The sequence below is a fragment of the Mitsuaria sp. TWR114 genome (assembly GCF_007997345.1).
Genome location: NZ_VOSR01000518.1, coordinates 1 through 4796, shown reverse-complemented (window position 1 = coordinate 4796; position 4796 = coordinate 1). Strand labels below are relative to the sequence as shown.

Annotated in this window: 6 protein-coding genes; 4 read left to right on the top strand and 2 right to left on the bottom strand. The window is 72.3% G+C overall.

Annotated features, from left to right (window positions below; genetic code table 11):
- The coding region (locus tag FUT87_RS18160; RefSeq protein WP_310735249.1) for a helix-turn-helix domain-containing protein at positions 1 to 179 on the top strand (179 nt) is incomplete at its 5' end.
- Here the strand turns inward: FUT87_RS18160 and FUT87_RS18155 are convergent.
- Positions 163 to 1173: an MBL fold metallo-hydrolase gene (locus FUT87_RS18155; RefSeq protein WP_255511903.1), complete on the bottom strand. Its 1011-nt coding sequence runs from the start codon at positions 1171 to 1173 to the stop codon at positions 163 to 165. The two genes, FUT87_RS18160 and FUT87_RS18155, sit on opposite strands and share 17 nt — an antisense overlap.
- A 162-nt stretch (positions 1174 to 1335) precedes the next feature.
- Between FUT87_RS18155 and def the strand changes: the two genes are divergently transcribed.
- The 3 genes from def (at position 1336) to FUT87_RS31440 (ending at position 4107) form a co-directional block, all read left to right on the top strand.
- On the top strand, positions 1336 to 1872 hold the full coding sequence (gene def / locus FUT87_RS18150; protein WP_147241933.1) for a peptide deformylase: 537 nt from the start codon (positions 1336 to 1338) through the stop codon (positions 1870 to 1872).
- Positions 1873 to 2096: 224 nt separating this feature from the next.
- Entirely contained in the window at positions 2097 to 3251 is a 1155-nt protein-coding gene (locus FUT87_RS18145; protein ID WP_147241932.1) for a DUF6600 domain-containing protein, read from the top strand.
- A 34-nt stretch (positions 3252 to 3285) separates the two neighbouring features.
- Positions 3286 to 4107 (top strand): hypothetical protein, encoded by an 822-nt coding sequence (locus FUT87_RS31440; RefSeq protein WP_310735248.1) that lies wholly within the window; start codon positions 3286 to 3288, stop codon positions 4105 to 4107.
- A gap of 9 nt (positions 4108 to 4116) precedes the next feature.
- Here the strand turns inward: FUT87_RS31440 and FUT87_RS18140 are convergent.
- Positions 4117 to 4796 (bottom strand): YdiY family protein (locus FUT87_RS18140; RefSeq protein WP_147241931.1); only part of this gene is annotated, 680 nt, incomplete at its 5' end.

Below are 4796 nucleotides of genomic sequence, written 5' to 3'. Positions count from 1 at the left end.
GGCTGCTCGCCGCCGGCGAGCCCAACGTCTGGGACGTGCTGACCCGCCGCTTCGAGGCCAGCCTGATCCTGACCGCGCTGGACCTGACCCGCGGCCGCCGCATCGAGGCCGCGCAGAAACTGGGCATCGGCCGCAACACCATCACGCGCAAGATCCAGGAGCTCAACCTCGACGCGTGAGGCGGTCCAGCCACACGCCCAGTCCCTGGGCGTTGAGCTCGACATCCATCGCCAGGAGGGCGGCCACGCGCGTGGGCGCCATCCGGTCGCCGAGGTGCTCGCGCACCCGGCGCTGGAACATCGCGAGCAGCTCGCGCTTGAGCGCGGCGTGCCGATCGGGCGCGTCCTTCAGGCCGCTCGCGATCGCGACCATCTCGTCGATCTGCGACAGCAGCAGCGCCGCCAGGCGCTCGACGTCCGCCGCATCGCGGCCGACGGCGCTGTAATGCGTCAGGTACATGCGTGACGGCCGCGTCGCCATCATCCGGCGGATGGAGTCGCGCAGCGCGTCGGGTTCGAACTGCACCGGCGTGCTGGTCGGCAGGATCCAGGCGCCCCGCTCGGGATCGTCGAATTCGCGGTAGGACAGGCCGAAGGTGTCGCCGGTGAACCAGCCGCCGCTGGCCTCGTCCCACAGGCAGTGGTGGTGCCGCGCATGCCCCGGCGTGTCGATCAGCCGCAGCGTGCGGGCGCCCACGGCGATGCGCTGCTCGTCGCTGCTGGCCTGGGCGCGCGACTCCGGCACGCCGACCAGCTCGCCGTAGGAGCGGCGCATCTCTTCCTCGCCGTAGACGGCCAGCGCGCCGGCCCACAGCGCCGAGGGATCGACCATGTGCCGCAGCCCCCGCGGGTGCACCAGCATCGTGGCCGACGGCAGCGCCGCCATAAGCGGCCCGACGCCGCCGGCGTGGTCCAGGTGCACGTGCGTCGGGATCACCCAGTCCACCGCCTCGCGCGGCAGGCCCAGCGCCTCCAGCGCGCCGAGCAGCCGCGGCAGCGCATGGCGCGTGCCGGTGTCGATGAAGGCCGCCCGACCGCCGTCCACGACCAGGAAGGCGGCATCGAAGTGGTCGCGCTGGAAGGCGGTGTCCACGGCATAGAGGCCGGGGCCGAGCGCTTCCAGGTAGGCCGGCAGCGATGCCGGGGCCGGGGGCAGGGCGGTGTTGTCGCTCACGGGAGGTCTCCGGGTCGGGTTCTTAGAATGGCCCGCAGGTTACGCGATGCCGCCCTTGGGCGCCGTCGCGCGCAGGACGCGCTCTTTCCGCGCTCCTGCTCCCGTTCCCCGTTCGCCCGTTCCCACGCTTCCCCGGAAGCCCACCGCATTGAGGACCCCGCCATGGCCGTTCGAGAGATCCTGAAGATGGGCGATCCCCGCCTGCTGCGCCATGCCCAGCCGGTCGAGGCCTTCGACACGCCGGAGCTCCGCACGCTGCTCGAGGACATGTTCGACACGATGAAGGCCGCCAACGGCGCCGGCCTCGCTGCGCCGCAGATCGGCGTGGACCTGCAGGTGGTCGTGTTCGGCTTCCAGCGCAACGAGCGCTATCCGGAGGCGCCGCCGGTGCCGATGACGGTGCTGATCAATCCGACGATCGAGCCGCTGACCGACGAGACCGAGGAGGGTTGGGAAGGCTGCCTGTCGGTGCCGGGCCTGCGCGGCGTGGTGCCGCGGCTGAGCCGCATCCGCTATCGCGGCTTCGACGCCTTCGGCGGCCTGATCGACCGCGAGGCCGAGGGCTTCCATGCCCGCGTCGTCCAGCATGAATGCGACCACCTGGTGGGCACGCTCTATCCGATGCGGATCAAGGACTTCAGCCGCTTCGGCTTCACCGAGGTCCTGTTCCCGGGCCTGGACCCGAACACCGACGATTGAGGCGGCCCGGCGCCGGCGCTCGGCGCAGGTGTACGCTGCCCGATTGACGGTTCGGCAACAGGGCGACAAGTTGTAAGCATCCGTGCACCGGCTTGTCGTCGCCGCGTTAAGAAACGATCGCGGAACTCCGCGTCCCGCAGCCCCGGCGTCCTCCGGGGGAGGCTACTGGTCATGACTGAGTCCCTGAATCGATGGCCGGCGGCGTGCCGAGGGCGCGTTGGCTGATGACCCTGGCAATGCTGCTGCTCACGCTGGCCGCGGCGCTGGCGCATGCGCCGGCCTGGGCGGACCCCCCGTCCCGCGCCGGACGACTGGCCGAGATGACCGGCACCGTCTGGCTGTACGACGCCGAAGAGCGCGAATGGGTGCAGATGCACCGCAACCAGACCGTCGGCGAGGGCGACCGCCTGCGCGCCGACGACGGCAGCGGCGCCACGGTGACGATCGGGACGGCGACGCTGTGGATGGACCAGCGCAGCGAGATCGAGTTCAACGCGCTCGCCGATTCCCGCATCGCGGTGCAGATCGTCAAGGGCGGCGTGGGGCTGCGCGTGCGCGGCCAGGAGTCGGCGGATGAATGGACGCTGCGCACGCTGGAGGGCCGCTTCGGCTTCGAGCGCGAGGGCCTGTACCGCGTCTCGCAGCTGGACCGCGGCAGCGAGGCGCAGGCCTGGCAGGGCAAGCTGCGTTTCGACTCGCGCGCGACCGACGCGCAGCCGGTCTGGCTCGGCACGAACGAGCAGGCGGAGTTCTGGTGGGACAACGGCCCGCGCACCGAGCGCCAGCCGCTGCAGCAGGATGGCTTCGCGCGGCTGATCCTCGAGGACAACCGCGACCTCGGCGCGCAGCCGCTGGTGGGCAGCGGCACGCCCGTGCCCTATGTGTCGCCCGAGATGACCGGCGCCGAGGACCTGGCGCGCTACGGCGCCTGGGAGCAGAGCCCCGACTACGGCGCGGTGTGGGTGCCGACGGTGGTCGTGGCCGACTGGGCGCCGTACCGCTACGGCCGCTGGATGTGGAGCGCCCGCTGGGGCTACACCTGGGTCGACGACATGCCCTGGGGCTTCGCGCCCTTCCACTACGGCCGCTGGGCCTACTGGCGCGACCGCTGGTGCTGGGTGCCGGGGCCCTACGTGCGCCGGCCGGCCTACGCGCCCGCGCTGGTGGGCTGGGTGGGGCCGGGGATCTCGGTCGGCGTGGTCGTCGGGGGCGGACGTCGTCCGCCCGCCGCGCTACGGTGGTTGGGTGCCGCTGGCGCCGCGCGAGGCGTGGACGCCGTCCTACCGCTACAGCCAGGCCTATTGGCGCCGGGTCAATCCGGGGCCGAATCCGGCGACCGTCGTCCGGCCGGGCGAGCGCCCCCCGTACTACCGCCATGAACGCGAGCATGGCGCCCTGTTCACGCAACGGCCGGTGGCCGCGCCGCTGCCCGCCACGGCGCTGCAGCCGCAGCGCTCCTGGCCGCCGCGGCCGGGCGGGCAGGCCGACAGCCGCCCGGACGGCCGACCGTTCATCGACCGCGACCGTGACGGCCGCCCGGATGGTCGCCCCGATGGCCGCGAAGGTCGGCCTTACCTCGACCGCAATGGCGATGGCCGTCCGGACAACATCGGCGACGCACGCCCCGGCGACAGCCGGCCAGTGCGCGGCGTGATCCGACCGGAACCCGACGCGGCCACCGTCCGACCCCAGCTGCCCACGGCCGCGCCGTCACCGGCGGCACAGACGGTGGTGCCGCAGCGTGGTCCGGACGTCCAGCGTCCATCCGAGCGACGTGAAGGTGACCGGGATCCGTGGCGTCCGCGCGGCCAGGACGGCGCGGAGCGCAACGACCATGGCAACGATCGCGCTAACGATCGCGGCAACGGCCGGGGCGACTGGGGCCACCGTGGCCGCGACTGGCAAGGGCCCGAACGCCAGGATCCGGTGCGCGTGGCGCCGCCGGCGCGGATCGAGCAACCGCGCGTGGAGTCCCCGCGCTTCGAGCCGCCGCGCGCCGAGCAGCCTCGCTTCGAGCGTCCGCAGCCGCGGATGGAACAACCGCGCATGGAGCAGCCGCGCGTGGAAGCGCCGCGTCCGATGCCGCAGCCGCAACCGCGCATGGAGGTCCCCCGCCCGGCAGCGCCTGCGCCGGCACCGCGCGCCGAGCCATCCCGTCCGGCACCGGCGCCGGCGCCGCGTGCGGAACCGCCGCGCGGCCGCGGCGAACCCGGCCCGCGCCAGATGGAACGTTGAGCGCCGGGCTCAGTCGATCCTGAACGACACGCCGGTGATGAACAGCGTGTCGTTCTTCTTGAGGCCTTCGCCGGGATTGCTGTCGTAGCGGTGCTGGACGGTGGCGGTCAGGCTCAGGCGCTTGGTCATCGCGACCGAGAGGCCGCCGTCGAAGGTCGCGCGGTACTCGCCGCTGTTGCGCAGGTCGGGCAGGTAGGCGAGCCGCTGCTTGAGCGTCGTGTTGTCGGAGACCTTGTGGTTGGACTCCTCGGCCAGCAGCACCTCGAGGTTGCCGTAGCGGCTGCGGGTGACGCCGTCGACGATGGCGGGCGCGACGTAGCGCTCGTGCGTGTAGCCGAGACCGCCGGAGACATCCCAGGTCAGGTCGTCGCGCTTGATCAGGTGGTAACCGGCGCCGCCGCCCACCGACAGCCGCGAGGACAGGTTGGCCGGCTCATCCTTGAGCGCGTCGAACTGGCCGAAACCGAAGATGCGATCGGTGAGATCGCGCTGGTAATGCGCGCCGAAGGCGTAGCGCTGCTCGGAGTCCGAATCGTCGTCCTTGAGGTACATCGCACGGCCGTTGAGCGAGAGCTTGTCGGTGGTGCTCGCCTTGACGGCTTCGCCGCTCAGGTTGACGGTGGTCGAGTCGCTGTTGCCGGAGGAGACGCTCGCGCCGGCGGTGAACAGGGCGCGCCACTGGCCGTCGT